Origin of the sequence: Enterovibrio coralii, from assembly GCF_001559595.1 — a bacterium.
In the GTDB taxonomy this organism is placed as follows: domain Bacteria; phylum Pseudomonadota; class Gammaproteobacteria; order Enterobacterales; family Vibrionaceae; genus Enterovibrio; species Enterovibrio coralii.
Genome location: NZ_LNTY01000006.1, coordinates 297,099 through 323,448 on the forward strand (window position 1 = coordinate 297,099; position 26,350 = coordinate 323,448).

Annotated in this window: 22 protein-coding genes and 2 pseudogenes; 17 read left to right on the forward strand and 7 right to left on the reverse strand. The window is 46.9% G+C overall.

Features of this window, described 5'->3' with window-relative positions; genetic code table 11:
- Window positions 1–111: 111 nt before the first annotated feature.
- From ATN88_RS02065 to ATN88_RS02090, 6 genes and pseudogenes are all read left to right on the forward strand, one after another.
- A complete protein-coding gene (locus ATN88_RS02065) occupies window positions 112–2,457 on the forward strand; it encodes a glycosyl hydrolase family 18 protein (protein WP_067410660.1) in 2,346 nt (781 codons plus the stop codon).
- A gap of 291 nt (window positions 2,458–2,748) precedes the next feature.
- A pseudogene (katG, locus tag ATN88_RS02070) lies at window positions 2,749–4,922 on the forward strand (catalase/peroxidase HPI).
- A 157-nt stretch (window positions 4,923–5,079) separates the two neighbouring features.
- Window positions 5,080–5,670 carry a TetR/AcrR family transcriptional regulator gene (locus ATN88_RS02075; RefSeq protein ID WP_067410665.1) on the forward strand — a complete coding sequence of 197 codons (591 nt, stop codon included), beginning with the start codon at window positions 5,080–5,082 and terminating at the stop codon, window positions 5,668–5,670.
- An 84-nt stretch (window positions 5,671–5,754) separates the two neighbouring features.
- A complete protein-coding gene (locus tag ATN88_RS02080; RefSeq protein ID WP_067410667.1) occupies window positions 5,755–6,606 on the forward strand; it encodes an alpha/beta hydrolase in 852 nt (283 codons plus the stop codon).
- A gap of 21 nt (window positions 6,607–6,627) precedes the next feature.
- Window positions 6,628–7,011 (forward strand): MAPEG family protein, encoded by a 384-nt coding sequence (locus tag ATN88_RS02085; RefSeq protein WP_067410670.1) that lies wholly within the window; start codon window positions 6,628–6,630, stop codon window positions 7,009–7,011.
- A gap of 60 nt (window positions 7,012–7,071) precedes the next feature.
- Complete coding sequence (locus ATN88_RS02090) at window positions 7,072–7,557, forward strand: NYN domain-containing protein (RefSeq protein WP_067410673.1); 486 nt, start codon at window positions 7,072–7,074, stop codon at window positions 7,555–7,557.
- Here ATN88_RS02090 and ATN88_RS02095 read toward each other — a convergent pair.
- The 3 genes and pseudogenes from ATN88_RS02095 to ATN88_RS02105 form a co-directional block, all read right to left on the reverse strand.
- Window positions 7,554–8,051: a GNAT family N-acetyltransferase gene (locus tag ATN88_RS02095; RefSeq protein ID WP_083539398.1), complete on the reverse strand. Its 498-nt coding sequence runs from the start codon at window positions 8,049–8,051 to the stop codon at window positions 7,554–7,556. The two genes, ATN88_RS02090 and ATN88_RS02095, sit on opposite strands and share 4 nt — an antisense overlap.
- Window positions 8,052–8,128: 77 nt before the next feature.
- Window positions 8,129–9,472, reverse strand: a complete 1,344-nt coding sequence (locus ATN88_RS02100; RefSeq protein WP_067410684.1) for a TldD/PmbA family protein — start codon at window positions 9,470–9,472, stop codon at window positions 8,129–8,131.
- Window positions 9,472–10,856 (reverse strand): annotated as a pseudogene (locus tag ATN88_RS02105) (TldD/PmbA family protein). The gene ATN88_RS02100 and the pseudogene ATN88_RS02105 overlap by 1 nt, the downstream one beginning before the upstream one ends.
- 659 nt (window positions 10,857–11,515) lie before the next feature.
- Here ATN88_RS02105 and ATN88_RS02110 point away from each other — a divergent pair.
- From ATN88_RS02110 to ATN88_RS02145, 9 genes are all read left to right on the forward strand, one after another.
- Window positions 11,516–12,037: a hypothetical protein gene (locus ATN88_RS02110; protein WP_067410688.1), complete on the forward strand. Its 522-nt coding sequence runs from the start codon at window positions 11,516–11,518 to the stop codon at window positions 12,035–12,037.
- Window positions 12,038–12,221: 184 nt separating this feature from the next.
- Window positions 12,222–13,169: a glycosyltransferase gene (locus ATN88_RS26545; protein ID WP_232312694.1), complete on the forward strand. Its 948-nt coding sequence runs from the start codon at window positions 12,222–12,224 to the stop codon at window positions 13,167–13,169.
- Window positions 13,166–14,260, forward strand: coding sequence for a PilZ domain-containing protein (locus ATN88_RS26550; protein ID WP_232312695.1), 1,095 nt, complete (start codon window positions 13,166–13,168; stop codon window positions 14,258–14,260). The genes ATN88_RS26545 and ATN88_RS26550 overlap by 4 nt, the downstream gene beginning before the upstream one ends.
- Window positions 14,253–16,229: a hypothetical protein gene (locus ATN88_RS02120; RefSeq protein WP_067410692.1), complete on the forward strand. Its 1,977-nt coding sequence runs from the start codon at window positions 14,253–14,255 to the stop codon at window positions 16,227–16,229. The genes ATN88_RS26550 and ATN88_RS02120 overlap by 8 nt, the downstream gene beginning before the upstream one ends.
- The gene (locus tag ATN88_RS02125; protein ID WP_067410696.1) at window positions 16,220–17,236 is read left to right on the forward strand and encodes a glycosyl hydrolase family 8; all 1,017 of its coding nucleotides are present in this window, start codon (window positions 16,220–16,222) and stop codon (window positions 17,234–17,236) included. Before ATN88_RS02120 ends, ATN88_RS02125 begins: the two co-directional genes overlap by 10 nt.
- Window positions 17,233–18,690, forward strand: a complete 1,458-nt coding sequence (locus ATN88_RS02130; RefSeq protein WP_067410700.1) for a hypothetical protein — start codon at window positions 17,233–17,235, stop codon at window positions 18,688–18,690. Before ATN88_RS02125 ends, ATN88_RS02130 begins: the two co-directional genes overlap by 4 nt.
- 133 nt (window positions 18,691–18,823) lie before the next feature.
- Window positions 18,824–19,810, forward strand: a complete 987-nt coding sequence (locus ATN88_RS02135) for a CobW family GTP-binding protein (protein WP_067410705.1) — start codon at window positions 18,824–18,826, stop codon at window positions 19,808–19,810.
- Between the two features lie 44 nt (window positions 19,811–19,854).
- On the forward strand, window positions 19,855–20,256 hold the full coding sequence (locus tag ATN88_RS02140) for a DUF1801 domain-containing protein (RefSeq protein WP_067410708.1): 402 nt from the start codon (window positions 19,855–19,857) through the stop codon (window positions 20,254–20,256).
- A gap of 169 nt (window positions 20,257–20,425) precedes the next feature.
- A complete protein-coding gene (locus ATN88_RS02145) occupies window positions 20,426–20,920 on the forward strand; it encodes a rod shape-determining protein (RefSeq protein WP_157490641.1) in 495 nt (164 codons plus the stop codon).
- Between the two features lie 21 nt (window positions 20,921–20,941).
- Here ATN88_RS02145 and ATN88_RS02150 read toward each other — a convergent pair whose 3' ends face one another.
- The gene (locus ATN88_RS02150) at window positions 20,942–21,223 is read right to left on the reverse strand and encodes a hypothetical protein (RefSeq protein WP_067410717.1); all 282 of its coding nucleotides are present in this window, start codon (window positions 21,221–21,223) and stop codon (window positions 20,942–20,944) included.
- Window positions 21,224–21,426: 203 nt separating this feature from the next.
- On the opposite strand from ATN88_RS02150, the gene ATN88_RS02155 reads away from it, so the two are divergent.
- On the forward strand, window positions 21,427–21,942 hold the full coding sequence (locus ATN88_RS02155) for a GFA family protein (RefSeq protein ID WP_232312696.1): 516 nt from the start codon (window positions 21,427–21,429) through the stop codon (window positions 21,940–21,942).
- On the opposite strand, the gene ATN88_RS02160 is transcribed toward ATN88_RS02155, so the two are convergent.
- From ATN88_RS02160 to dgcN, 3 genes are all read right to left on the reverse strand, one after another.
- Window positions 21,917–23,050: an acyl-CoA desaturase gene (locus tag ATN88_RS02160; RefSeq protein ID WP_067410721.1), complete on the reverse strand. Its 1,134-nt coding sequence runs from the start codon at window positions 23,048–23,050 to the stop codon at window positions 21,917–21,919. The two genes, ATN88_RS02155 and ATN88_RS02160, sit on opposite strands and share 26 nt — an antisense overlap.
- A gap of 176 nt (window positions 23,051–23,226) precedes the next feature.
- Window positions 23,227–24,165, reverse strand: coding sequence for an enolase C-terminal domain-like protein (locus ATN88_RS02165; RefSeq protein ID WP_067410724.1), 939 nt, complete (start codon window positions 24,163–24,165; stop codon window positions 23,227–23,229).
- A gap of 4 nt (window positions 24,166–24,169) precedes the next feature.
- Window positions 24,170–25,183, reverse strand: coding sequence for an N-acetyltransferase DgcN (gene dgcN / locus ATN88_RS02170; protein WP_067410728.1), 1,014 nt, complete (start codon window positions 25,181–25,183; stop codon window positions 24,170–24,172).
- A gap of 228 nt (window positions 25,184–25,411) precedes the next feature.
- On the opposite strand from dgcN, the gene ATN88_RS02175 reads away from it, so the two are divergent.
- A complete protein-coding gene (locus tag ATN88_RS02175) occupies window positions 25,412–26,302 on the forward strand; it encodes a LysR family transcriptional regulator (protein ID WP_067410732.1) in 891 nt (296 codons plus the stop codon).
- The last annotated feature ends 48 nt before the right edge of the window (window positions 26,303–26,350 follow it).

Here is a 26,350-nt window from a genome sequence, read left to right on the forward strand (position 1 = left end):
TTATGAATCAGAGTGCCAAAGTTTAATAAATATATTCGCGTCAAAAATTAAGTGATGGAAAAGTAGATTTCGGTGAAATAACACCATAATCCAAGACGTGGAGAATAATAAATGAATAAGAACATTAAGTTCACAGCGATTGCTGCATGTGTTGCGAGTGCCCTCGGCATGAGTGCATCTTTGCAAGCAGCGCCTTCTCACGATAAGGCTGTCATTGGGTATTTGACACAATGGGAAGCATGGAAAGGAACGGATGCAGGGTTTAGCGTAAAAGGTGAAGCAACGCACCTAAACGTGGATATGGATATCTACTCCATCCTTAATTTCTCTTTCTTTGGTGTCGCCAAAGACGGTTCTTTGCACAGTGGTGATTTAAGAAACAAGAGTATCTATCAACCAAATGCCGTTCAGGAGCCTGGACCGCTACTTCATCCGGATGTTTATTCGAGCTGGGACTTCCATATTTTATGGGGTGAGCTTGAGTACATTCATGAATATCCAGGGAATGAGCCTTGGCAAGCTGAACAGCTCGCGAAAGTTCAGGCACAGGGCTTTGTAAAAGATGGTCGTGGCTGGAAACACGAACCAACAGGCGTAACCGGACAAATGCCGATTCCGCTTAAAAAAGAGGGCGGGGCTCCGGGCTTGATTGACTTGGCCAACGAGAAAGGCGTGAAAGTCATGGCGTCTATCGGTGGCTGGAGTATGTCTAAACACTTCCCTGAAATGGCTGCTGATCCAGCGATGAAAGCGCGTTTCCTCAACGACGTTGATCGCTTGATGGCGTTGGGTTTCCACGGTATTGATATTGACTGGGAATACCCAGGCTCTGGTGGTATGAACTTCACTGGCACGGAAGCAGACTACGCGAACTTCGAACAACTGATGGAAGACATTCGCGATCGTATTGGTCCAGACAAACTTCTTACCGCTGCATTTAAAGCGGTGCCATCTGCACTGGAAGGCTACGATTGGACGCGTCTGTCGAACTCGATGGATTACTTCAACATGATGACCTATGACTTGAATGGCGGTTGGTCTAATGTCTCGGGTCATAACTCACCACTTTATCCATATCCTGAAGAGGAATTCGAAGGGCTAAACCTCGACACCTTGAAGAACTGGATGGTGAATGTTCGTGGTATTCCTTCGAACAAGATTAACTTCGGTGCTGCTTTCTACGGACGCGGCGTTCAAACAACGGAAGCGACAGCGTATTTAGGCGCGCCAACGGACAAACGTAACGTTAACTTCTCGGTAGATGGGCCAACGGTCTCTGCGGTGGATTTGACCAACTGGGCAGCCTTTGAAGGTCAGCCAAACTATAACTACATCATCAAGCAAACGGGATGGGAGCATTTGTGGGATGCTAACGCGAAAGTACCGTATGCGGTGAAAGGCAAATACTTCCTGAGCTATGACGACCCTGATTCCATTCGCCAAAAAGCGGAATACATCGTTGATAACGACCTTGGCGGTATCATTGTATGGCAAGTCCACGGCGATATTCAGTGTGAAGGTACTTTCATTAACTATGGCTCTAAACTGAAGCAATGTACGAACCTGCGTTCACCTTTGGCAGAGCAGATCGACAACGTATTCAGTCAGAATGTGGTTCCGAATGAAGCTCCTGTGTTGACTGTTCCGGGTGCTCAATCGGCAAACTCTGGTGAAGTAATCAGCTTTGCTGTGTCAGCGACGGATGCCGACGGTGATGCGCTGAGCTTCGCTGCACAAGGTGCAGATGTGACAGATAACGGAGACGGCACCGCGACTGTCACGTATCAAGCTCCAAACACTGCCACTGATCTGACTGAAACCGTCACTGTAACTGTGAGTGATGGTAGAAAGTCTGATGCAGCGACCGTGGTTGTTAACGTCACTGGCAGCGGTGTTGTCGAAAACACGCCTCCTGAGCTGACTGCGCCAGCATCGCTTGATGTGAATGCGGGTGATACGGCGACAATCAACGTTTCTGCTTCTGATGCCGACAATGACGCACTAACAATCACTGCTTCTGTTGGCACTGTGGTTCAAACTGGCAATGCAGCGGTCGTGTCTGTGCCAACTGAAGTATCAACGGTCGATAGCACGATTTCAGTTGTGGTTACGGTAACAGACGGAGTGGACAGTGCATCTTCAACCGTTACCGTTAATGTGAAAGGTGATTCTGGCCCAGTAGATAGCAACTGGGATCCAAGTGCTATTTACAATACCGGTGACAAAGTGGTTCACAATGGCGTTGAGTATACCGCTCAGTGGTGGACGCAAGGTGAAGAACCAGGGGTTGCAGCGGTTTGGGTAGCAGCAGATGATGGCACAACGAAAGAGTGGAGCGCAGACAAAGTTTACAACGGCGGTGATACTGCGATTTACCAAGGTGTGGCATACAAGGCTAAGTGGTGGACAAAGGGAGATGTACCTGGTTCTGCTTATGGTCCTTGGGAACAAATCTAACTTTTATTAGATAAAGTACGATAAGCCCTGCTTTGCAGGGCTTTTTTCTTTGCGTTCCACGTAACTGCCTAAAAATAATCCACTTATTCCTTACGCATGACGTTTCTGTCTCAATAGTGAAAGAAATGGTCATTTATAACTGCATGAAAAGTATGGCTATTTCTTTCCTCTTAAAATCTATCGATTTTATCTATCGCATTAGTCGGCACTACCAATTGGATACTGTTGCTGGATGTAACTATAAATAACGCAAACAAGAAAAACTGACGTGTCCGCAATGGAGGAATGATCATGTCTGAAGCGAGTAAATGCCCTTTCCATAATGCATCAGGTCGTGGCACAACCAATAGAGATTGGTGGCCTAATCAATTACGCCTGGATATTCTTCACCAACATACCCAAGAATCTAATCCCCTCGGTGGTAGTTTCAACTACAAAGAAGAATTTGTGAAACTCGATCTCGCCGCAATCAAGAAAGATCTCCACGATTTAATGACAGACTCCCAAGACTGGTGGCCAGCTGACTTTGGTCATTATGGTCCGCTATTTATTCGTATGTCATGGCACAGTGCAGGTACTTATCGTACAGCAGATGGTCGTGGTGGTGCTGGTACAGGTAACCAACGCTTCGCGCCTGTAAACAGCTGGCCAGATAACGGCAACCTGGATAAAGCCCGTCGTCTGCTTTGGCCAATCAAACAAAAATACGGTCAACAAATCTCATGGGCTGACTTGCTTATCTTGACGGGTAACGTGGCACTGGAATCCATGGGCTTCAAAACCTTCGGCTTTGCTGGTGGTCGTGAAGACATTTGGGCACCGGAAGAAGACATTTACTGGGGTACAGAAACAGATTGGCTGGGTGACAACCGTTACAGCGGCGAACGTGACCTAGAAAATCCGTTGGCAGCCGTACAAATGGGTCTGATCTATGTTAACCCTGAAGGTCCAAATGGCGACCCAGACCCAATCAAAGCAGCAGTAGACATTCGTGAAACCTTTGCCCGCATGGCAATGAACGATGAAGAGACTGTTGCTCTGATTGCAGGTGGTCACACATTTGGTAAAACTCACGGTGCTGGTGATGCTGCATTAGTCGGCCCTGCGCCAGAGGAAGCACCAATTGAACTTCAAGGGTTTGGTTGGGCGAGCAGCCACGCGTCAGGTAAAGCGGGTGATGCCATCACCAGTGGCTTGGAAGTGACTTGGACACAAACGCCAACACAATGGAGCAATTACTTCTTTGAAAACCTGTTTGGTTACGAGTGGGAATTGTCTAAGAGCCCAGCGGGCGCGCATCAATGGATTGCGAAAGACGCGGATGGCGTTATTCCAGATGCATTCAACAGTGGTGTTAAGCACCTACCAACCATGCTGACAACTGACTTGTCCCTGCGTTTTGACCCTGCTTACGAAAAGATTTCTCGCCGCTTCATGGAAAACCCAGAAGAGTTTGCAGATGCCTTTGCTCGTGCTTGGTTCAAACTGACTCACAGAGACCTTGGTCCTAAATCACGCTACCTAGGTTCAGAGATCCCAAGTGAAGATCTGATTTGGCAAGATCCAGTGCCAGCGAGAACACATGCACTGGTTGATGATGCGGATGTAGCGTCGTTGAAAGCGAGCATCGAAGCGACGGGTTTGACCGTATCTGAGCTGGTTTCAACCGCTTGGGCTTCAGCATCAACTTTCCGTGGTTCTGACAAACGTGGTGGTGCTAACGGTGCACGTATTGCACTGGCTCCGCAGAAAGATTGGGCAATCAACAAGCCTGATCAACTGTCAAAAGTGTTGGCAAAACTGGAAGGCGTTCAGCTCGACTTCAACAGTGCACAAACGGGCGACAAACGCGTTTCACTTGCAGACATCATTGTTCTTGCAGGCGGTGTGGGTGTCGAAAAAGCAGCGAAACACGCGGGTAAGAGTGTGACTGTTCCGTTTACTCCAGGTCGTATGGATGCGACGCAAGAGCAAACAGACGTGCATTCGTTTGAAGTGTTGGAGCCTGTCGCTGACGGTTTCAGAAACTACCTGAAAACCAAGTTCTCTGTCTCAGCAGAAGAACTCTTGGTTGACCGCGCGCAATTGCTGACGCTGACGGCACCTGAAATGACAGTGTTGGTAGGTGGTCTGCGTGTTCTGAACACTAACGCGGGTGGCGATTGCACGGTGTGTTTACACACAACCCAGAAGCACTGACTAACGACTTCTTCGTTAACTTGCTGGATATGAGCACTGAGTGGAAACCAGTGGGTGGCGATGACGTGTTTGAAGGTAAAGACCGAGTAAGCGGTGAACTGAAATGGACAGGTACACGTGCTGACTTGGTGTTCGGTTCAAACTCTCAACTTCGTGCAATTGCTGAAGTGTATGCAACAGGCGAATCTCAAGAGAAATTCTTGAACGACTTTGTAGCCGCTTGGGTGAAAGTGATGGAGCTGGATCGTTTCGATATCGCGAAATAACGATAAGCGTTACAGTAAAAAGCCGCTGATTCCAGCGGCTTTTTTTCGTTCCAATTTTGGCGTAAGAAACGTTAGACTACTCTGACCAGCAATATGGACGGTTGATAAATCGAACGTTCGTGCTATAAATTAATCGAATCGATAACTGAAGTCCGATATGAGCAAAAAGAAGCAGACGCGAGAACAGATCCTGACTATCGCTTTTGACATGGCCAGTGAAGAAGGCTTGGAAAGTTTAACCATCGGTGAGCTTGCCAAGCGTGTGGGTATGTCAAAAAGTGGTTTGTTTGCCCACTTCAATGCGCGTGCAAATTTGCAAGCCGCGGTTGTGGTTTACGCGGGTGAGCGTTTTGCCGAACGGGTGATTGTGCCAGTACGAGAAACTCAGCACACCAGTTATGAAAGCAAGCTTCGTCACTTGATGGATAACTGGATGTCTTGGAACGGTTCTTTCCAAGGCAGCTGCATGTTTTTAGATGCATGGCGCGAGACATCATCGGACGATGATGTGATGCAGAAAGCTCTTGAGGCCACAACCAATAGATGGCTTCACTATCTGCAAATTCAGTTTGAAAAAGGTATCGAGGCAGGTGAGTTCAAACAAGAACTCGACTGTTGGCAATTGGTGTACAAACTTTATGGGTTGTACCTCAGTAGCCACCTATTCAGAAAGCTCGATCTAGAAACCGAGCAGGGCCAACGTTTTTGGTCAGGAATCGATGATTTATTTAGCGTAATCAAGCGCTAGAGTACGAATCCAAGCAGGTACTGAAGTTGCCTGCTTAATTTTAAACTTAAAATAGCACGACCGTTCGAAAAAAGGGAGTCGAGCATGAGTAGCAAGATCTACTTTGGAAACAATAACCGCTTTAGCTTTAAACGCAGTGCATTGAGTATTGCTAGTAAGCTTCATCATAAAATTGCACCCAAACATGCGTTAAAAACCGCAAGAAAGCTGTTTTTAACGCCGGCAAAGGGGAGAGAGCTCAACCCAACGCCAGAAGCCATGAAGATTGAAGCGGTCGAGACCTTGGAAGGCAAAATGATGACCTACCAACTTGGCTCAGGCCCAACATGGGTGCTGACGCATGGCTGGTCAGGTTCAGCGAATCAGTTTTTTCCTTTGATGGAATACATTGCTGAGGCAGGATTTACCGCACTTGCATACGACCATCCTGCACACGGCAAAAGTGAAGGCAGAGAAGGCAGCATTCCCGCATTCTTGAACGCGCTGGATGGCGTGCTCAACCGCCAACAACAAATCGAAGGCGTTATTGCGCATTCAATGGGCGGTGCTACTTTGCTGGAGAGCGAACACGATAGCTTGAAAGGTAAACCAATTATCCTCGTTGCACCTGTTCTCAAATACTGGGAAAACCTGTTTGGTACGGTGCAGGCATCGGGTTATTCCATGAAGCTGTTTCGAGAGGTAATTGATGATGTTGGACGTCAGTACAATGTCACACTCGAAAGCATTGATCCTTATACTAAACTGTCAAAACGTCAGGGGCAGGTAGTCATCGTCCATGATAAAGGTGATCGCTTTGCGCCGTTTTCAGTCTCTGAAGAGGCCACCCAATTTGAACACGTGTCCTTGGTCGCAACCGAGGGGCTGGGCCATGGACGAGTGCTAAAAAGCGACCCACTAAAGCAAGCTTTCAATCTGGCAATTGGCCGCGCATAACAACATCACGAGGAGACAAGGATGGTCACCCCAATCTATGCAGCAATATTGGCGTTCGTTTATCTCTTTCTCGCTAAGAGAGTCATTAGCTACCGCAGGGAATACAGGGTGGGATTGAGTGATGGTGGCCATCTATTGCTCAAAAAAGCCATTCGAGCTCACAGTAATTTTTCCGAGTATGTTCCTTTCACTTTGTTGCTTGTTTTGCTGGTGGAGCTACAACAGCCTTCTTTCACAGCAGGGCTTCATATACTCGGTGCGCTACTGGTGGTCGGTAGATTGCTCCATGCTTACGGCGTAAGCCAAGAAGTCGAACCCCTCAAATTTCGTGTATACGGCATGGTTTTAACGGGGTCGGTGATGATTGTTGCAGCACTTTGGTGCTTTTTCTTAGCAATCACTTGAAGCAATCTCCTGTGGCATGCATAGTGGCGACTGAAAATCGTTAGACTTGGTTGGAACACGTTGAAAAACATCGCCGTATTCGCAGACGTACAAAATATTTACTACACCACTCGACAAGCTTACGGTCGACAGTTTAACTATCGGAAACTGTGGCAACAGCTCAATGAAATGGGCAATGTGGTAATGGCGAACGCCTATGCAATTTCGAGAGACGATGATCAGCAAATCAAGTTTCAAGACGCCCTGCGCCACATTGGTTTTGACGTTAAACTGAAGCCATATATTCAACGTAGCGACGGCAGCACAAAAGGTGACTGGGATGTGGGTATCGCTATTGATGTGATGGAAGCTGCACAATCCCCAGAGCAGGCCGTTGATATGGTGGTGCTGCTTTCCGGTGACGGTGACTTTGACATGCTAATGGCAAAAGTGCGTGAGGCATATGGTAAAGAGGCCGTTGTGTTTGGCGTACCAATGTTAACGGCCAATTCACTGATAAATTCGGTCGATCGCTTTGTACCGATTTACGAAGATTTGCTGCTTTAGAACGTTAACTGCAACAAAACAAGCTCTGGGTCATCCGCCTTTTGGCCTTGAAACTGAAAGCCCAAGTTATCTAGTAGTTTAAGACTTTTGCTGTTTGTCGGATGCGTGATTGCGACGACCTGGCTTACAGCAAGGGTTTTCCTTGCAATATCCAGCATGGCTTCTGCCGCTTCTTTGCCGAAACCGTTCCCTTGATATTCAGGGAAGAACCCGTATCCAAGATCGATATCGTCTAGCGTATCTCGTTTGATCAGCCCACATATCCCCACGGGTTTCCCCGTCACTTTTTCTTCTACAGCCAGTAAGCCCATATAAGGTTGCTTATACATAGGTAAAAGTGTCGAACGCAGGTAAACAGCCGCATCAATATCACTGCGGATATTCTTGTCGCCAACAAACGTGAGAAAACCCTCGGTGTTGTACAGCGCGTTCACAAAGGTTGCGTCGTTTTCGTTTAATTGACGCAAGATCAGGCGAGGTGTTTCTAATCTCATTACGGACTTCATACTGATAATTGTGGACAAAAAAGAGCCCTTTGCACAGGGCTCTTTTCGGTAAGTGGCTGAATCGCTTATTTTCCGGCAACGCTCAGGCGAGCGAAACGAATCATTGGTGCGAAGAATCGGCCATCGTAATTCGGGATAACGGTGTTTCCGACCGCATCCACTTCTTTAATCATTTTATAGAAGTTACCCGCCACCGTGATACCGCGAACAGGTCGGATACGTTTGCCATCACGGCAAAGAAAGCCGCTGGCACCGAATGAGAACTCACCACTGATTGCGTCAGCGCCAGAATGCACACCTTGTAGCTCAACCAATTCAAGGTACTCACCCGCAGTGACTTCCGCTTCACTGCTTGAACCAGCAGAAATAACATCATGGCGGGAAGATACGCTGAGAGTACCTTTCGCTGAACGGCCGGCATTTGCCGTTGGTTTAACACCAAAATGTGCTGCCGTCGCAGAGTTGTGAAGCAATCCAATCAGCTTACCGTCTTCAATCAAAGACGTATCGCCAGTGGCAAAGCCTTCACCATCAAACGCTTTAATGGCGTGACCGTTTTCCATGTAAGCCACATCTTTCAAGGTCAACAGCGGGCTAGCGACTTGTTCGCCAACTTTATCGCGCCAAGGGTTAATGCCTCGTTTTGCTGATTCACCTGAGAAGACGCTGCCGAACGCACCAAGTACTTCATTAAGGCAATCTTGTGCAAACACAACGGCGTAAGAACCGGTTGCCACAGGTTCACCCTCAAGCAGTGCATCCGCCATCTCGTAAGCATCGTTAATGATCTTGTCTGGTGACAAGCCATCGAAACGGCGCGCGACAGAGGCGGCAATGTGCATCGCCTGTTTACCGTTGTGATCAATCAATGCCGTGGTGTAGCAGCTAAAGGTACGTTCTTGGTGCGAACAACGTGTACCCAAGGTGTTGCCAAGGAGCGTGATCGAACTGTTTTCGCTGTAACCGTTATAAGGTGCAGACTTCGCCAAAGGCTTCTCACGAATACGGCCTTCTAGCGACAGTGCAAGTTCGATTTTCTGTTCAGGCGTTGCCGTGTCTTCCTGAAAAATTTCAGGTTGTTCGGTGCGAATGGTCAAGCCTTCCGCTCGAATCTTCTGTAATGGATCTTTCTTGGTGTAACTGGCGTTTGTCAGTGCCTGAGAGACCATTTGTTCTAAGCTTTCAGGTTCTAAAGATTCTGAGTAGCTAATGGCAACATGGTCATCTTTAATGACACGAACACCGATCACCTGGCTGGCAGTAACCTTGTATTCAGCGAGTTCGCCTTGGTCAGCTTTCAGGCTGAAGCTTTCACCGCTAGAGGCGATAACGTCGGCCTGCGCGCCTTGTTTGGTCGCCAATTCTAGAACTTGTTCGATGGCCTGTTCTAATGTTTTCATCTCGCTCATTAGTTACCACCTCCAACCAGAATATTATCGACTTTAAGTGTGGGTTGTCCGACGGTTGTTGGTACCGCGCCACTGACTGAACCACACATGCCCGCAGCAAGCGCGAAGTCCTTGCCAACCATGCTGATTTCTTTCAACACTTTTGGTCCTGTGCTGATCAGCGTTGCTGATTTCAGTGGGTGGGTAATTTTGCCGTTTTCAATCATGTAGGCTTCTTGAACGGCGAAGTTGAATTCACCCGTGCCAGGTTGCACCGAGCCACCGCCCATCTTCTTGGCATAGATGCCACGCTCAATGCCACTGATCATGTCATCGAAGCTGTCATTACCCGCTTCGATGAAGGTGTTGCGCATACGTGATGTCGGCGCATATTTGTACGACTCGCGACGACCAGAACCAGTGTGTGCGAAACCTGTCTTCAGGCTACCCATATGGTCAACCATAAAGCTGGTCAGTTTACCGTCTTTGATAAGTTGGGTGCGTTGAGTCTCCATGCCTTCGTCATCAATGTTAATGGAGCCCCATTCGTTGGTCATTAGGCCATCATCAACGGCATTGACCACAGGTTGGCAATCATTTCGCCCATTTTGTCATGGAAGACAGAAGCTTTTTTGGCCACAGAGGTTGTTTCCAGCAAGTGACCACAGGCTTCATGGAAAATCACGCCGCCGAAACCGTTGCCAATGACAACAGGCATTTCACCGGACGGACATGCCGCCGCGCCCAATTTAACGAGTGCTTGTTTCGCAGCTTGCTCGCCCAACGCTTCAGGATCAACGTGCGTGTTGAATTCCCAGCCAGACAACATGCCAGGGGCTTCGTAGCCCGTTGATTGCTCAGAACCTGATGTCGCGATAACAGAAGACGCAATGCGCGTGTAATGGCGCGTATCTTGAACGTGAAGACCTGTCGAGTTGAAGATCTCAACATGCTGTTCGCGTTGAAGAATACGGCCAACTATTTGAGAGATTTTGTCGCTTTCAGCGCGAGCTTTTGCATCAACTCGACGGAGGAATGCGATTTTCTCTTCAACGTGGTTGTCGACAGAGAAGGGCATAGATGCGGGGTGACGGTTGTTGCCCGTCATAAAGTTAAGTGCACCAGCCGTCGCGATTTGATCTCGCTTGTCTTTCGCGCATAGCAAAGAGGTCACTTGCTTGAGCTTTTCTTCATCAAGGCTGTTGGTGTAGCCATACAGGACTTTTTTGCCAAAGAAGAGACGAATACCGATGCCGAAATCGATACCTGAATTCACTTTGTCGACTTCGCCAGAAAGCAGTTCCACATTTCCCGAATGATGACGCTCAACAAAGAGCTCAGCAAAATCAGCTCCCAAGAACAGAGCATGATCAATCACCGCTTTTGCAGTGTTGGTATTTAGCATTTATTCCTCCTCTGTACAGAGTCAGCGTGTTATTACTTTCAGATTATCAGGTTGGTGCTAATGCACCAATCATCTTTACCTTTTAGTGACATAGGTGAGATTAATTGGTTGCTTCTTCACCACTTTTCGTGTGTTGAAGAAGACAACACAGGTAAAGAGAGGTTGTGATCTAAATGCCAGTCAAACTCGCTGAATTCTGGATCTTTCGGTTGTATGAGTTGAAAGAGGTCTCTGAAATTTTTCTCTCGGCAACGAACCGATGTTGGTTGTTGATACACGGTAACTTTTCAATTTGAAATGTGGAATCAAAAATAGTTTCAGTTACCCAATAAATATTAAGAGTAATTATTGTTTGATGAACGAGAGTTCAAGCATTTTCCTTTTAAAGTTAAGCATGATAACCACACGTCGTTCCAGTATTTAATACGGATAAAAATATATTCAATTTTTGTGGTTTTATTTTGAAAACGAGAAACTCATTTTCAAAGTCATAATGAGAAAACACCTGTTTAATATCACATTTTGTTCATTTTAAATTATGGGATGGTTTTTATTGCTCCCGTTTAACGTGTTGTTTTTAAATGGTTATATTTCGAATATTTAAGGTGGCAAAGTATTTGCTTAGATGCCTCTCGTGAGCATTTCGGGGGAGTGCATGAATGAATAAACGATTTATTAATTGCTTGATGCTGGGGAGTGCCTTGACTGTGTCTGGGTGTCAATTGACGTCTCAGCGTCATGAGCTTCGGATTTATGATCCATCGGAGGTTGAATCATATCAACTGCCTGTTTTAATCGATGGTGTAGAAACGGTAAGAAGTTATCGCCAATCGCAGAGTAATGAAACTTGGTTTTGGACTTTGTTGGAAAACGATACGTTTCTTCAGGGGGAGAACGTCGTGGTTCAGGTAGTCGGTAAAACCCCATTGAAACAACCTCCTTCGCGCTTTGTTTTCGAAGTCCCCAATGAAGAGGGGATTTTGGCTTACAACGCCGTCGGTCCTTTTCAATATTGGACATCAAACGAACAAACTGGCGAAAGGTGTTTATTTGCACTGCAAAACTCAAAGAGCGGTGGTTATTGGTTATCGCTATTCGCCCACTACTGCACATCTGATCAAGACAAAGACATTACTTGGGTTAATCGGCTCAAACTTTCATTATTGCTAGAAGGGTTCTGATATGCGATCAAACCATCTAAGGCGGCTAGTTAAGTGGCTGTTGGTTTTGTGTGGGCTGTATGCCTTGTTTACGCTGGCGACACTTAATATTTCAACCGATACACACATCTGGCTTGCCTCAAGTGCATTCCTATTAATTTTGTTGCTTTCCAAAAATATGTCCACGAGAGCAACATCATTTATTTTGATCATTGGGGCTTTTATATCCTTTCGATATATCTATTGGCGCTTCCAAGAAACGTTGCCGTGGGAAAGCAGTTTAGATCTCCCATTTGCCATATTGCTGTTTGTTGCTGAGTGCTACGGCATTTTGGTTTACATCATGGGGATGTTTGTCACAGTAAAACCTTATGAACGTAAACGCGTGCCTATCGATACTCATGCCACCATACCCAGTGTGGATGTGTTTATACCGACCTATAACGAGCCGCTTGACGTCGTTGAGCCAACGATTCTCGCCGCTTCTCGATTGGACTATCCTGGCGTATGTAACGTTTACGTGCTTGATGATGGAGGGACGGTGCAAAAGCTGGCGGATGACGATGTTGATGCCGCCGATCAAGCGAAACGTCGCGCGGATGCGCTCAAATCCTTCTGTGCCGAAGTCGGAGCGCATTACATTACTCGTGAAAGGAATGAAAAAGCCAAAGCAGGCAACATTAACCATGCTTTAAAGCACAGCGATGGTGACCTCATTCTAATCCTCGATGCGGACCATGTGCCGACCCGGGACTTTCTGACCAATACGGTTGGTCTTTTCCAAAAAGATACCAATTTGGGCTTTGTTCAGACGCCGCACTTTTTCGTGACCCCGGGACCAGTTGAAAGAAACCTTGGCATTGAAGACAAAGTCCCGTCTGAGAACGAAATGTTCTACAACAAAATCCTTCTGGGGATGGATTTTTGGAATGGCTGTTTTTTCTGTGGTTCTGCGGCAGTGATACGACGTGTTGCCTTGGAAGAAGTTGGCGGCATTTCAACCAAGACCATCACCGAAGATGCAGATACAGCAATCAATATTCATGCTAAGGGCTGGGACAGTGCTTACTTAAACCGTGCCATGGTGGCAGGCTGTCGCCAGATACCTTCGGGGCGTATGTCACGCAACGCTCTCGTTGGTCTCAAGGGATGATCCAAATCTTTCTGTTGAACAATCCATTGCTTAAGCGTGGGCTGTCAATGGCACAACGAGTGTGCTATTTGAACTCAACCTTGTACTGGTTTTTCCCTATTTTCCGCACGGTCTTTTTACTTTCGCCGTTGCTTTACTTGCTTCTCGATTTACAGATATTTGTTGGGAATGCTACGGATTTTCTGATTTTTGTCGTGCCACACCTAGTGATAAGCGTGATGATCACCCAGCGCCTGTTTGGTAAAACCCGGCGGGCGTTTTTCTCTGAGCTTTATGAAACCGCGTTATCTATCTACCTCTGTTTGCCAGCACTGTCGGTGCTATTGCACCCGAAAAAGCCCAACTTTATCGTGACGCCGAAAGGCGAAACAACGAGGAAAGTGTGCTTTTCAAAACTCACTCCGTTTATGGCGTTTATTTTCGGGCTGGTGGTGCTTGCAGAAGCGTGGGGTATTTATCGTTACGTACAGTTCCCGACAGAGCAGAGCCAGTTAATTCTGGTGATCATTTTTAACACCTTCAATTTGATGCTCATAGTGCTGTGCCTAGGTGCGATGCTCGAAAAGCAACAGCGCAGAAGCGAACCAAGGCTTTTGATGAACGAAAAAGCGGTCATCAAGCTGGATGACAAGAGTATCAATGCAACCCTCAACGACATTTCGTTAAAAGGAGCGCGCTTAACCTTGAAAGAGTCTGAGCACGTTGTCCATCGAGGAGACATCGTCGATGTAGCCTACTTTACCGAAAAAGGACGAAGCGCAAAAAGCAAGAAGCCTCTGTATCAAATGGTGCATTTGAACATGCGCGTCGTCGCGGTGAAAAACGGTCACCAAGGCGTTCAGGTTTGTTGCTTATTGGAAAGCCATATGGCTGAAGACATGCAAATTCAGTATGCAAAAGCATATGGGCAAAGTAGCCGATGGAAAGAGCGCCGCCGTTATGAAGAAAGCTTAAATCAGGACGTATTTTCTTCTGTGCTTGGTTTGTTCTCACTGGCTTGCCAGAACTTAACACGGGTACTGACCACATCTGTTAAGCAAAAAATGCAGACAACCAACTATCAGGCTAAAAGGGAGTTTCAGAATGAATAAGTTCGCAACGATATTGCTGTTCTTTTTGTCCACTTATGCAGTGGCAGAAAAAACCGCAAAAGTGCCTCTAGCCTATGCGACAGACTCCCAAAACGACATCGTTTTGCGAGGGCAAAGTCAGACTGTTACTGTTCCGATATTCATTCTGGATGGGCAAGAAGTGGAGAGTGTTCGTTTGTCACTCTCTATATACAACAACAATGCCATTGATAAGTCGGTACTCTGGATTGCGGCGGGCAATAGAACCTTAGCTAACGTGGAAATAAAACAGCGAAACCAACATCAAATGGTTGAAATGACCATACCGTCTGAGTTGCTTCCACGAATCGAACCGAGTTTGGACTTGCGGATTCAGCATCTTTCCAATGATCCGAATCTGGTCATTGATACCACCACGTTGAGCACCACCATCAGTGCGCAGCATTCCTCCTATACCCTCAACTATATCGACAATGGACAAACGCGTGCGCAAACCCTTTCTTCATTCGATGAAATGGTTCGAAGTGGGCAACACCATGATGCGCCCGTTCACATTGTTTCTGTTTTGAAGGCTGAACCTGATGCGACGCTGGGTATTGCCGCGTCTTTGGTGCAGGGCTGGACATTGAAAAGCGGGTCTAAGGAGTATCACTATGACTACCAGATGAACGTTAACGCAAATGCATCCTTGGAAGGGCCAACCATCGTGTTCGGTACTCGTGATGACCTATTGGCGACAGGTTGGATAGGGGAACCTGGCTACCAAGATATCTCTGGGCCATACCTTGCGACAGTAGGTGAGGGCTCTCGTTGGGTACTTCTGCTTTCTGGCGTCAGTGAAAGGGATGTGAAGCGCGCGACCAAGGTGTTCACCAACAACGTGAGACGACTGCCTGATCGTGCATCTTGGGTCGTCAATGACGACGATGATGTCGTTGATCGTTCGCTGAAAAGCAACTCTACCTACTTGCTTTCTGAGTTCACAAGCCAAACTGATCTGACAGACTCACCGCTGGAGCTTGATTTGATCATGCCAAGCAACATCATCTTTAGCAGTGAAGACAATGCGAAGATTAATTTATTGCTTACGCATTCTCGTGTCGCACCAGGTGCGGGTTCGATGATATTGCGTGTCAATGGTGAGTATGCGAATAGCTTACCTCTGCGCTCAAGTTACTGGCGAGATACGCAACACTACCGTCTCAATATTCCGATGCGAGACTTTAAACCGGGCATAAATAAAGTGTCGGTCGAGATATATGGCCCCGTTGATATTCAAAATCAACAGCGTCGTTTTGCGGTTTACATGTCAGATAAGTCAAACCTGAGGTTGAGTGAATGGGTGAAGTTTATTCCAACCGAAGATCACGACGTCTCTCCGCTTGATTTCTATGCCATTTCCGATGACTGCGGAAAGCAAGCTCAATTGACAGTAGATCCCGCTGACAAGGCACAGCTTGAAAACTTATGGCGTTTAATTAGCCACGTCTCGCATTCGACAAAGAAAGCAATGCCAGGCTTATTGGTGACGACAGATAAGCAGCAAAAAAGGCCGTTTCACGTGTTGTTTGGCGAGGATGTGCCTAAAACACCATTTTTTGATGAGGTAAGGCAAGACTCAAGATGGGCGGTAATGAGACAGCAGCTATTTTCGTTTGTGGCAGCCAGTGAGATAGATGACATCACGTCTGATGCTGTACCGAATACCGCTGGGGATATGGCCTATGTGAAGCATACCAATGATCGAGGTTGGTACAGAATTCACATGTTAGATTCGACGGAAGACGAGTTTGCAAGCTTTTTGCGTAATGAACATGTCAAACCGCCAAGCGGTGTGCTGAGTGAGCGAGAGTTCTCGAGCAATTCTTCTCAATTTCTAAAAGCCGCATTCATTGGTTACCCTGCCGCGTTGGCTGCCATTGCGCTCATTCTTATTTGGTGGATTTCAGGTTTCGTCACCCGATATTTGGAGGCGCGCCTGTGGAGATAAAGTTTCTTTCATCGTCTTTGCTCCTAGCGATAACGGCTTTTCCTCTGTTTGCTAATGCACAATGCGAACCCAAGCATTGGATGTGGCATACCTATAAGAAAAGCTTCGTCACGGATGAAGGGCGAGTGGTCGATACCGCGAATAAGCGCATTTCACACAGTGAAGGGCAAGGCTATGGGATGTTGCTGGCTGTTCATTACGATGATAAAGCAACGTTCAACAAGTTATGGGTCTGGACTCAAAACAATCTTCAGCGCGATGTCGATGAACTGTTTTCGTGGAAGTGGCAGCCTTCAACACCTCATGTCCCAGATAAAAACAACGCGAGTGACGGCGACATTCTTGTTGCGTGGGCATTGATGCGGGCGGAGAAGCAATGGCGGAATGAGGGATATGGGCGGAGTGCGCGAAACATCATTCGAACACTTCAACGCTCACACATCCAACGTCTTGGTGGTGAAACCATCCTCTTGCCCGGTGCACATGGTTTTACGTTTAAAGAGAGGACGGTTGTGAATCCAGGATACTGGGTTTACCCCGCCTTTGACGCATTTTCACAATACGACAAATCCTGGGAGAGGCTGTCAAACAGTGGGTTGTCCATTCTCGATAAAAACCTTTATGGCGACGCGAAGCTAACGCCAGATTGGTTGGAATATTCCCGTGAGAAGTGGCAGCCAGCAGATAGTTTTGCACCGCAGTTTAGTTATTCGAATTATCGAATTCCTCTCTACATGGTATGGGGGGAAAAGCAGCATCCCCTTAATCGTAATTACCAAAATTGGCTGGGGAGAGACAACGTTGCGTGGGTGGATGTGATCAGCGGTCAGAAAGCCACCTACCAACCACCGCCCGGTGCCAATGCAATTGCTCAATTGGTAGAACTGGCTGATGGAACCCGTTCAATGAAACAGGGGATATCCGTTTCGCCTGACGGAAAAGATTATTACTCAGATAGTTTAGTGCTTCTTTCACACATGGCTTTCACAGAGAGGGTCTGCAAATGAAAACTACCTCACTCGTTGCTTTATTTATTCCGTTTGTGGTGAACGCTACGGATCACCATGAAGTAAACCTTTTTGATGAGCGTATTGTCGTTGAAGTCAAAACAGACACATCACATGCATTTGATGAAACGCCAATTTGGCAAACTCTCGAAGCCAAGGGGTGGGAGGATGCAAAACAGGCTGCTCAAGGTAATCAGGTGTCAGAAAAACTCGCCGAAGAACTAGCGTTTCGGGAAAGCTTGGAAAAGCTGAAAAACGCAATGAAAAGGCGTCGCTACAATGAAGCGGACACTTTCCTCGCTGGCAATGAATCTTGGGTCACGTGTGAGCGTATCCAGTGGTTGTGGCTTGACCTTCAACGAGAAGTCGTCACTGGCTATGGAGACAACGCAAAGCGCAAATTTCAGTATGCGTTAGATAACTGTCAGGGGCACGAGAAAAGTACGACGGCAAAAGTATTTGGATGGGCCGGTTCGGGAGCGGGCAAAGACATCATTTCCCGTTATCGTCAATCTGCGGGCTTTGATGAAACTGTGGCAAAAGGTATGGAGCATGATTTGATGCTGTCAACCTTATCCAAGAACACCGTGACTAGCAGCGAGTTGCAAGGCATGGAACCCAGTGTAAAAGCGAGAAAAGATGGGAATGCTGCCGAAGTCATTGGCTGGAAATATATTGAAGGCGACGATGCGCCTTCTGCACTTGATTGGTTTGATCGCGCAATACGTTGGTCAGGGCCAACGCAAAAAAGGGTGGAAGGGAAGCTGCTTAGCCTGCAAAAAATGGGCGAGATCGTGCGTTTAAAAGAAGAACACCAGACATGGGTAAAAAAGTATCCCAACTTATCAGATCTAGAGTTTGTCGCAGAGCCTGAGAGTGCGCTTAACTGTGAGGGAACAGCACGTGACTGTTTAGTTTCCCTATTAGAAAAGAAAGAAATGACAGGCAGCGATTATGCGCTCCAAGGTTGGAAACTTTATGAGATAGAGCGACCAATGTCTGCTTCCATCGCTTTTGAGCGTGCGCTGGCGAAGATGGATGCCTCTGATCCTGATAGAGATCTGACGCAGTACGGTTATGTCATGTCGCTCCAACAGCTCGGGTTTGAGGATAAGGCCACCGCATTAGCGATGGAGATCGATGATGATGAAACACGTATTGAGCTAGACAGGCAGTTGGCGATGAAGCGTGTTTATACGGCGTTTAATGCCAAACACTATGAGACGACATTGTCACATATTCAAGCCTACGAAATGGCGTATGGGAAAGATGTAAAGCTGATTGAAGTAAAGGCTTGGTCTTTGTACAACAGCCAGAAGAAAATTGAGGCTATGAAAGAGTACGCCAAACTGACAGCAGCTTTTCCTCACAATGAGGAATATCAGGAATCCTATATGATCATAAAATGTGGTGTGACGACCAAAGATCCAAAGTGTAAAAAGTACAACTCCTAAACAACTGCTGGTTTTGCCGAAGCTTAAGTTTGTTCGCTCCGGCAAAAACCACTGGTTTCAACCTTGCCACCTGATAAACTCTTGCTACTGGTTACAATGAGTAAAGCCCATTTAGTTTGGGCTCAGGAAAATCATGGCTGAAAAACTGACCAAAAAAGTCCCTACAAATATCATCACCGGATTCCTCGGTGTGGGTAAAACGACCGCAATTCTATCTTTGCTGAAGCAAAAGCCGGAAAACGAAAATTGGGCTGTGCTTGTTAACGAGTTTGGTGAAGTGGGCGTCGATGGTGCATTCCTGAGCGAGCAAGGCGCGCTGGTTAGAGAAGTGCCGGGTGGCTGCATGTGTTGTGTGGCGGGCCTACCAATGGCAATTGGTATTAATGCATTGCTTGCGCAAAACCCTGACAGATTGTTGATTGAGCCAACGGGTCTTGGTCATCCCAAAGACATTATCGGTAAGTTGCTGTCCGAGCACTACGAAAACTACATTGATTTGAATGCCACAATCACCCTTGTGGATCCGCGCAATTTTGCGGACGTTCGTTACACTGAGAACCAAAATTTCCAGGACCAGTTGGCTCTGGCAGATGTAGTGGTCGCGAACAAAGTCGACCTGAGTTCAGAGGCGGATATCGCAGCGTTTGAACACTATGTTGCCTCAAGTGAAATCCCGAAATTGGCACATGGCAAAGTCGAGCAAGGGCAATTGGATACCGCATGGTTGTCACTTGCTCGAATTGATCGTGATGCGCAATTTGCTCACCATCATTCCCATGACGGTGATGAAATGCCTCCGTTTGAGTTGGAGCCTGGTGAGAAATTTCGCCGCAAAGAGAACAAAGGTCAGGGATACGTAAGCTGTGGCTGGATATTTGAACCGAACACCGTATTCCCATTCGATGCGCTGTATGGCTTGCTCGCCAACCTAAATGCAGAGCGTGTTAAAGCTGTGATGAAAACGGATGATGGCATGTTTGCTTTCAATGTCGTTAATCAAATGGTGACGGTGAACCCGATAACGTTGGACGGTGTTGAGTCCAAAGTCGAAGTGATCGACAAGTCTCCATTGCCATGGGATGAACTCGAAGACATTCTGCTATCGTTTATCGAAGAATAAAACTAAGCCCGGCACTGCGTCGGGCTTTTTATTGGGTGCGAGAGATGAGAACAGACGTTGAAGAAAAACTAAACAGCTTTCCAACTCAAGTACGAAATGCCTTGTTTTCTATCACTTCTGAAATTGAAAAGGTAGCTGAAAAAATAGGCAAGAATGTTGATACTTCTTTGAAGTGGGGACAACCTAGCTTTGTTGTAAAAGGTGGGACGGCGGTTCGCTTAGATTGGGATGCCGCGAACCCTGACTATGTCATCATTCTTTTTCACTGTCAGACACAACTGATTGAGACTTTTCGAGAGGTCATGCCAGAGGCCTTTATTTATAAAGGGAAAAGGGCGATCTGGCTTCCAATTAATCAGCCCGTTCCCAATGAATACCTCAACACATGTATTGAAGTGGCATTTACGTACAAATCTCGTAAGGGGCTATTTTTGCTAGGCTTATAGAGGTATTTCTGAAATGTTACAAGGTGTGTCTTGTATTCTGTGCATTGCTGCGTAAAAAGCGAAAGGTCAATTTTGTTGTTTGTCAGGATTGAATAACAATCTGGACAATAACTGACATTGATTATCTCGCCCGTTACGACACAAGGTGGGGTACTGAGTAACCACCAATATGCTTTCACGATTTATCTATGCCTACGGGAATACACTTTATATTCAGATGTGGTCTGATCGATTACGTGTATTTGATGGGAAAACGGGGCGAGTGTTTGATGAGCGCCCGCAAATCGCGTGGAAGATCGGAGAGCAAAAAGAAAAACAGATCCTCGCTTATGGCAATGGTGCCGAAAAGTTTCGCAACGTGAATGCTGTTATCATCTCAAATCCCTTCAGTCATCCGCGAAGCCTCATTTCAGATTACAAAGCCATGCAGCCCTTGTTGCGTTACGCAATTTCTAAAGTGGTTAAGACTGGTCTGTGGATGCCGCGAGTACAAGTGATCTTGCATCCAATGGAAAAGGTCGAAGGAGGCGTGACGGAATTAGAAAAGAAGGCACTATGTGATATGGCGTATAACGCTGGGGTGAAAAGTGCCTTCGTCTATTGGGGTGACACGCTTGAAGAAACGCAGCTTCGTCGAGCTCAAGACTCACTGAGCGAACTCTAGTAACCCAACATGCGGTTGTATTTACGCTGCGATGATATTGTTTCTCACCAAACCGCGTTTTACGTTAGTGCAAAGCTTGCCGAAACGTCTGATCTCATCAAACTGTGGCGTGATGCCGCGTGACATCGCCGACTCCCAGTAACTCAATTCTGAATCAACCAACTCAAGCAGTTTCTTAGGACAGCCGATGCAGTTGTTGTCTGGGCCACAGACAAACGTATCTGGTTCGTATAGCGGTAATTCCTGTTTTACCTGCTCAATGATGAGCTTCATAGCATCCATGCGAGAGGGTTTTAGTGCCATTAGAGCATCTCGCAAAGCAAAGACTATTCAAGGGCGAGAATTCTAATGTGGCACGTGATTATTGTCGATAAGAATCATTGCTTACCATTAAGCTAAACCGCAAAGGCCATGCAGGGTTTTGATTCCGAGGCTGTCTGTTGATACGGTTGTTTTGCGGGTAACCCAAAGGCATCTGCTGCTTGTGCGGGAAAAAAGGAAGGACAATGACGGAATCAAACAAACTAAAAGGACAATGCTTGTGTGGCGCAATTGCGTATGAAGTTGATGCGATAGAACCAGCGATGGGGCATTGCCATTGTTCCATGTGCCGAAAATTTCATGGCTCGGCATTCGCTACATTTGGCGAAGCAAAAGCAGAAAACTTCCGCTTCACAAAAGGTGAAGACAAGCTTCGTGTCTATGAAGCGGAAAACGGCACAAAGCGTACCTTCTGTGGCGAATGTGGCTCAAGCCTGCTTTTCGAACCGTCAAACAGTGATGGCAGCCTTGTCGAATTTACCCTAGGCACGTTGGATACGCCGATAGAGCAAAAACCTGACGCCATATCTTTACGCGTTACAAAGCGAGTTGGTACGAAATCAGTGATGCGTTGCCAACCCATCCAGAAGGGCGAGACAGTTAATCAGGGCTACGTTGTAGAGCATCAAAAGAAAGGGCAGCGTAAAGCTGCCCTTATTCATGTATGTTTTACAATTATGCGTAGCTGGATGTCAGATTAAGCCAGTTACGTTTTTGCTGTTTGAAATCGAACTTCAGGATCTGTAGCTGCTGAACCAAGATAGCTTTCTCATACTTCTTCAGCAGGTTTTTCTTCTTAAGGTCTATCAAGCGCTTTTGCGCTTCATAGTATTCGCTCATACGCGATACCAGTGCTTCATATTCCTGTTCAATAATTTGCAGGCGATGTGCGGCGTTTGGCATCACACTCAAGCGATCTTGAATATTTTTCAACAACAAAGTCGCACGCGCTTTTTCAATTCTATCGGCAGGCGTGACACGCAGTTTTTGCGTCAAACCCAACCAGCTTGCTGATTTAATCAACCATTTCGTTGGATCGAATTGCCACCAGTAAATGCCGTTACGGTAATCATTTTCGAAGATATGATGGAAGTTGTGATAACCCTCACCAAAGGTAAACAGAGCCAGAATACCGTTATCTCGCGCAGTGTTCTTTTCAGTGTATGGCTGGCTACCCCAAATATGAGCCAGTGAATTGATAAAGAACGTTGTGTGATGGTTAATCACCAAGCGGGTGAAACCAATCAAGATGATTGCACCCCACACATCGCCGTGGATCAGACCAAACGCAATCGGAATACCGAAGTTAGTGGCAATGACCAAAGGCAGATAGTACTTGTGCTGCCACATGACGACTTTATCTTTTTGCAGGTCGCGACAGTTGGTGTAGTCAGAGTAGCGGTGCTTTTGATATTCGCGCAGCATCCAACCAATGTGTGAATACCAGAACCCACGTTTTGCTGAGTAAGGATCAACGTCGTTGTCATCAACATGGCGATGATGGATACGGTGGTCTGAAGACCAGTGAAGAATACTGTTTTGAACAGCAAATGCGCCGCCCAGTGCAAAGATCACTTTAAGGACTGGGTGCGCTTCGTAGGCCTTGTGTGACCAAAGACGGTGATAGCCGGCCGTGATAGACAATCCACCGAACGTAAATGCCACAACAAACATGGCAATTTGGGCCCAGTCAAAACCGTGGTAGTACGCCCAAAGCGGAGTACCAATCGCTGCTACGGCAAAAGTGATGACGAAAACAGCGACGTTGAGCCAAATAATAGGGGGTTTTTGTGCTTGATTAGATTCCATTTAAAAATACCGCAAATTCCAGCGTACACATGTACGCTAGAATAGATTGCGGCTGAATAGTGGTCAAGATAGCTGTTAACAATTTGTCGCAATTTCCACGAGAAAATCATTAACTTCTTCGGATAGCCCAAAAACAATGAAACACAAAAGTTGTGTTTCATTGGATTGATCAATACTCAGGCAAGAACAATGGAACCAGTCTGATAATTGAGCCCGTTAGGGACATCATCCTTAATCAAAAAAGCACCGTCCAAATCAACGAGAATGGCTTTAGCGGCAACAGGCAAAGCTGCTTTCATCGCAATTGAGCTTCCCAACATACACCCAACCATAATCTCTAACCCTGCGTCTCTGGCTGCTTGTTCAAGTTCCAGTGCCGCGGTGAGGCCGCCTGTTTTATCCAGCTTAATATTGACTATCTGATAGCGGGTTGCCAGCAACGGTATGTCTTCTTTGGTATGACAGCTTTCATCTGCACAAAGCGGAATTGGGCTTTTAAATCCTGTGAGCTTGTCATCTTCTGATGCGGGCAAAGGCTGTTCAATCATGGTGATGTTGAGAGGAACCAAGGAATCAATGGTTTCTTGTAAATCCAAAGTAGACCAAGCTTCATTGGCATCAACGATTAGGGTGACGTTTGGTGCCACTTTTCTCACCGCGCTTAAACGGTTAAATACGTCATCTGCATCGAGCTTTACCTTTATGAGCGTTGCACCTTGCTCAACATAACGTGCAGCTTCTTCTGCCATCGTTTCAGCATCGGCAATGGAGACTGTCATGGCCGTTTGAATGGTCTCGGGAAGCGGAAGGTCAAATGGAAAGTCGTCAGATGCTAAATCCCACAGCGCACAATCCACGGCATTTCTCGCCGCACCTGGCGGCAATAGATATTGCAGTGATTCGCGACCGAAGTCTTTACCTGCGAGAGAGTCTATCTGAGCAATAACGCTGTCAAAACTCTCTCCATAGCGCCCGGTTGGAGAGCACTCTCCAATGCCAACTTTTCCATCTTTTTCTATCGTTACCTGAATAACCTCAGCGGTCGTCCGACTGCCACGCGATATTCTAAAAGGCCGCTTTAACGCATATTGAACAACCTGTCGTGTCAGTTTCATCTAACTAACCTCCAAACACGCTTTCGAGGTGATCAACGATAGATGCAACTCCATATCGGACGGGATCGGTAGCCGGCAGTTTGTATTGTTCAGATAAGCGGTTCAGATAAGTCAATGCTTCTGCGTCGTCCAGCTTTGATGTGTTGACTGCGATGCCCACGAATCGAGGATTAGGGTTGGTGAGCGTTGCCATCGTGAGGGACAAAGACATGATGTCATCGAGAGACGGCATCTCAACATGGGGTAGATGTCGCATGTGATCGCGTCCCACTTCATGGCAAAGCACTAACGCATCTGGCTGTGCGCCATGAAGCAGTCCCATAGTGACGCCTGAAAACGCCGGGTTAAGCAGCGAGCCTTGTCCTTCGACAAGTTGCCAACGTTCTGGATTACATGCTGGAGATAAGGCTTCCGTGGCACCAGAAATGAAGTCAGCAACGACGGCATCAATGGCAATGCCACTTCCTTGGATCAAAATGCCGGTCTGTCCTGTTGCGCAGAATGTTGCGTCCATGCCTCTTTCTAGCATCACTTTTTCCAATGCTAAGGTCGTGAACATTTTGCCGACTGAGCAGTCTGTTCCAACGGTCAACAGGCGCTTACCCGCGCGTTTTTCACCCGATCCCACATCCAATTTGTCGTTGTTATGTCGAATGTCGAATAAGGTAACACCGTACTTATCTGCGGCTTCGGCGATGGCAGGCACATCCGTGAGTTTTTGGTGCAAACCAGATGCGATATTCATGCCCAGCGATATTGCTTCAACAATGAGTGGTATCCAGTGTTCAGCTAGCACACCTCCCGCATTTGCGGTGCCAAGCACCAGCGTTTTTGCACCGTTCTCCGACGCGGTTTTCACGTCCATCTCTGGCAGAGAAAGCGAAGCCGTATTTTCGTTTAAGCGAAGTTGAGCTAGACACTTCTCTGGTCGCCAGTAATGGATGCCGCGTGCTGTTTTAATTGAAAGCGGGTCGGAAGAGTCGCCGAGCATGAGTAGATAAGGTGCTGGGATATTCATAACACTCCTTGTTTGTCGCGTACTGACGTTGCTGTTTTTTTAGCTGACTGACATCGTTTTTGTTTAGAACAACTATAAGAACGAAAAGCGGGTTTTGGAAAATGCCGACTTCGCCTAGGTCATGCATGTTTGTTATCAATATGGGCAATTTATGTGAGAATGATCTTTTTAGTCGACCGGTTGAGTGCATTAGGATGGATATGCTGATGTTTCAAAAGAAGAGGGTTTATGAATATTGAAAGCAAGTGGTTAGAAGATTTTCTCGTGCTCTCTGATACCAGAAACTTTTCGGCGGCAGCCAACGCCAGAAACATCACACAACCGGCTTTTAGTCGTCGCATTCGAATGCTGGAACAGGCCGTAGGCGCAGAACTGATAGACCGAACCCAAACGCCCATTGCGTTGACGGCCAGTGGGAGAATATTTCGTGTCACTGCCAGAACGCTCATTAATCAAATCACAGACAGTATTGGCGAGATCTCAGCCTTAAATTATACCGATGGCAGCATCGTCAGAGTCGCTTCCGCCCATTCTTTGGCCTCTCGCGGCGCAAAGGCGATTCGAGGCTCGTTTGAAAAGGCAGAAATACCGTTGCTCAGTATCGAAGCGATGAACGTCGACGAGGCGGTTGACGCTCTCCAGCAAGGCGGTTGTGACATATTACTGGCCTTTGATAACGAGCACCTCAAGCTACCACCGTTCGAACATATCCAGATGGGCGCGGGAAAGCTGATTCCTGTGAGTGGTGTGGATGGGGCGGGCGCACCACATTTCGCGATTGAACCTCATGTCATCTTGCCTTGGCTGGCGTATAGCCCGTCGCTTTACATGGGAAGACAGCTTGAATCTTTGCGCCAGGAGTTGTCTCTCAAACCTGTTTTCATATCTTCCATGGTCGACTTGTTAAAAGAGCAAGCCATTAACGGAAATGGTGTCGCTTGGTTGCCCGACTTTCTGATCTCTGACGAGTTGAAGGATGGTCGTTTGGTCGAAATTGGTGATGAATCTCATCAGCGCGATGTGGCGTATTTCGCTTACCGATACCAGTCTCGGTTGCATTCTTCTGGAGAAAAAGTGTGGTCCTCGCTTAAAAAGATAGCAGCACTTAACACGTTATAAGCTAACGAAAAAATGAATTAAAAATGCGCAAAACACAGAAGTGTAAAC

Coding starts and splice junctions, on each gene's coding strand:
- ATN88_RS02095 (WP_083539398.1), bottom strand. CDS start 8,051: ATGAGATTAGAAACACCTCGCCTGATCTTGCGTCAATTAAACGAAAAC.
- ATN88_RS02075 (WP_067410665.1), top strand. CDS start 5,080: ATGAGCAAAAAGAAGCAGACGCGAGAACAGATCCTGACTATCGCTTTT.
- ATN88_RS26550 (WP_232312695.1), top strand. CDS start 13,166: ATGATCCAAATCTTTCTGTTGAACAATCCATTGCTTAAGCGTGGGCTG.
- ATN88_RS02175 (WP_067410732.1), top strand. CDS start 25,412: ATGAATATTGAAAGCAAGTGGTTAGAAGATTTTCTCGTGCTCTCTGAT.
- ATN88_RS02100 (WP_067410684.1), bottom strand. CDS start 9,472: ATGAGCGAGATGAAAACATTAGAACAGGCCATCGAACAAGTTCTAGAA.
- ATN88_RS02085 (WP_067410670.1), top strand. CDS start 6,628: ATGGTCACCCCAATCTATGCAGCAATATTGGCGTTCGTTTATCTCTTT.
- ATN88_RS02120 (WP_067410692.1), top strand. CDS start 14,253: ATGAATAAGTTCGCAACGATATTGCTGTTCTTTTTGTCCACTTATGCA.
- ATN88_RS02150 (WP_067410717.1), bottom strand. CDS start 21,223: ATGGCACTAAAACCCTCTCGCATGGATGCTATGAAGCTCATCATTGAG.
- dgcN (WP_067410728.1), bottom strand. CDS start 25,183: ATGAATATCCCAGCACCTTATCTACTCATGCTCGGCGACTCTTCCGAC.
- ATN88_RS02130 (WP_067410700.1), top strand. CDS start 17,233: ATGAAAACTACCTCACTCGTTGCTTTATTTATTCCGTTTGTGGTGAAC.
- ATN88_RS02140 (WP_067410708.1), top strand. CDS start 19,855: ATGAGAACAGACGTTGAAGAAAAACTAAACAGCTTTCCAACTCAAGTA.
- ATN88_RS02160 (WP_067410721.1), bottom strand. CDS start 23,050: ATGGAATCTAATCAAGCACAAAAACCCCCTATTATTTGGCTCAACGTC.
- ATN88_RS02155 (WP_232312696.1), top strand. CDS start 21,427: ATGACGGAATCAAACAAACTAAAAGGACAATGCTTGTGTGGCGCAATT.
- ATN88_RS02135 (WP_067410705.1), top strand. CDS start 18,824: ATGGCTGAAAAACTGACCAAAAAAGTCCCTACAAATATCATCACCGGA.
- ATN88_RS02110 (WP_067410688.1), top strand. CDS start 11,516: ATGAATAAACGATTTATTAATTGCTTGATGCTGGGGAGTGCCTTGACT.
- ATN88_RS02145 (WP_157490641.1), top strand. CDS start 20,426: ATGCTTTCACGATTTATCTATGCCTACGGGAATACACTTTATATTCAG.
- ATN88_RS02065 (WP_067410660.1), top strand. CDS start 112: ATGAATAAGAACATTAAGTTCACAGCGATTGCTGCATGTGTTGCGAGT.
- ATN88_RS02080 (WP_067410667.1), top strand. CDS start 5,755: ATGAGTAGCAAGATCTACTTTGGAAACAATAACCGCTTTAGCTTTAAA.
- ATN88_RS02165 (WP_067410724.1), bottom strand. CDS start 24,165: ATGAAACTGACACGACAGGTTGTTCAATATGCGTTAAAGCGGCCTTTT.